The following is a 1,430-nucleotide window of genomic DNA, read 5'->3' as shown; positions in this document are numbered from 1 at the left end:
TTCGGTTTTTTGATTCAATAATAATTTTCCGTTAATGTCAAAAATCTTTATTTCGGTTGGATAATTAGCATCTGAACTTTCAATAAAAACTTCATTTTTAGTCGGATTTGGATAAACCTTAAAACTTGAAGATTCGAAAGTATTTGTTGCTAATAAAGTGTCTGTAATTTTAAAAATTGTTCCTGAATTTAAATCTGCAATATATAATTCGCCATTTTTGTCTTCACCAAAAGTCGAAAATGCATTGTTAACAAATTCTGTTGAATAAGTTAATGTATTTGTGCTTGAAATTATTCCAATTTTCGGGTTACAAAAATCTGTAAATAAATATTTTCCAACAAGATTTGGATATAAACTTCCAGTGTAAACATAACCGCCAGTTATTGAGCAAGAACCAATATTATGGTTTACAGCAACTATTGGAGCAGTCAAAGTCAAACCTGTACAACCAATAGTGGTGTCATAATTTGAATTTCCTTCTTTACATCGCCAACCAAAATTTAAATTATTTGGCAACGGACTTGCTACTTTATTTACTTCTTCGAATTGATTTTGACCAACATCAGCAATCCATAAATCGCCATTCAATCTATTGAAAGAAAATTTCCAAGGATTTCGTAGTCCGATTGCCCAAATCTCGTCATTGCCATCAATTCCAACATAAGGATTGGTCGACGGATTTAGATACGGAGCTGGATTTATGCCAACCGTAACATCAATTCTTAGCATTTTACCTAGATTTTCGTTAACGTTTTGAGAACGATTTTGAGGGTCGCCACCGCTGCCGCCATCGCCCATACCTATATATAAAAAACCATCAGGACCAAATTTAATACAGCCACCATTATGGTTAGAATAAGGCTGATCGATTATTAGAACAATTGCATCGGCTGCTGATGTTGCAATATTAATATCTGACGAAACTCGATATCTGGCAATAACTGTGTCGCCATTGGTTCTTGTATAATTAATAAAAAAATAACCATTGGTCGCATAATCTGGCGAAAAAGCCAAACCTAACAATCCTTGTTCGCCACCAGCGGTTGTTATTAAAGTTGCTACATCTAAAAACGGAATTGGATTTGTGGTTCCGTTGGCGTTTAGAATTTTAATTTTTCCAGTTTGTTCGACAATAAATAATCTCGAATCGTTTGTTGGATGAGCAATTTCGACTGGATTAGAAAAACCAGTGGCAAAACTTTGAAGTGCAATTGTTTGAGAAAACCCAAAACTCGAAATCAACCCAAAAAATAAATATAATAAGTTTTTCATAACATTAATGATTATAATTTTTTTATAAAATGGTTTTGGGGATTTTTTATTTTTTAATACGTAAAATTACAAAAAAATAGTTACAATTGCTCATAACTATTTAATTAATAATGGTTTGTTTATTATCACAAATTTCCAATAATTTTATCTTTTGGATA

1 protein-coding gene is annotated in these 1,430 nt (G+C 31.8%); it reads right to left on the bottom strand.

The window, feature by feature from the left end:
• On the bottom strand, positions 1-1,272 hold a 1,272-nt coding region (locus RMO83_RS12190), incomplete at its 3' end, for a PQQ-dependent sugar dehydrogenase (protein ID WP_310559972.1).
• Between the last annotated feature and the right edge of the window lie 158 nt (positions 1,273-1,430).

Source organism: Flavobacterium sp., assembly GCF_031423415.1.
Taxonomy (GTDB): Bacteria; Bacteroidota; Bacteroidia; order Flavobacteriales; family Flavobacteriaceae; genus Flavobacterium.
Note: the sequence above shows the minus strand (reverse complement) of the source record. Positions and strands in the feature narration are given on the sequence as shown.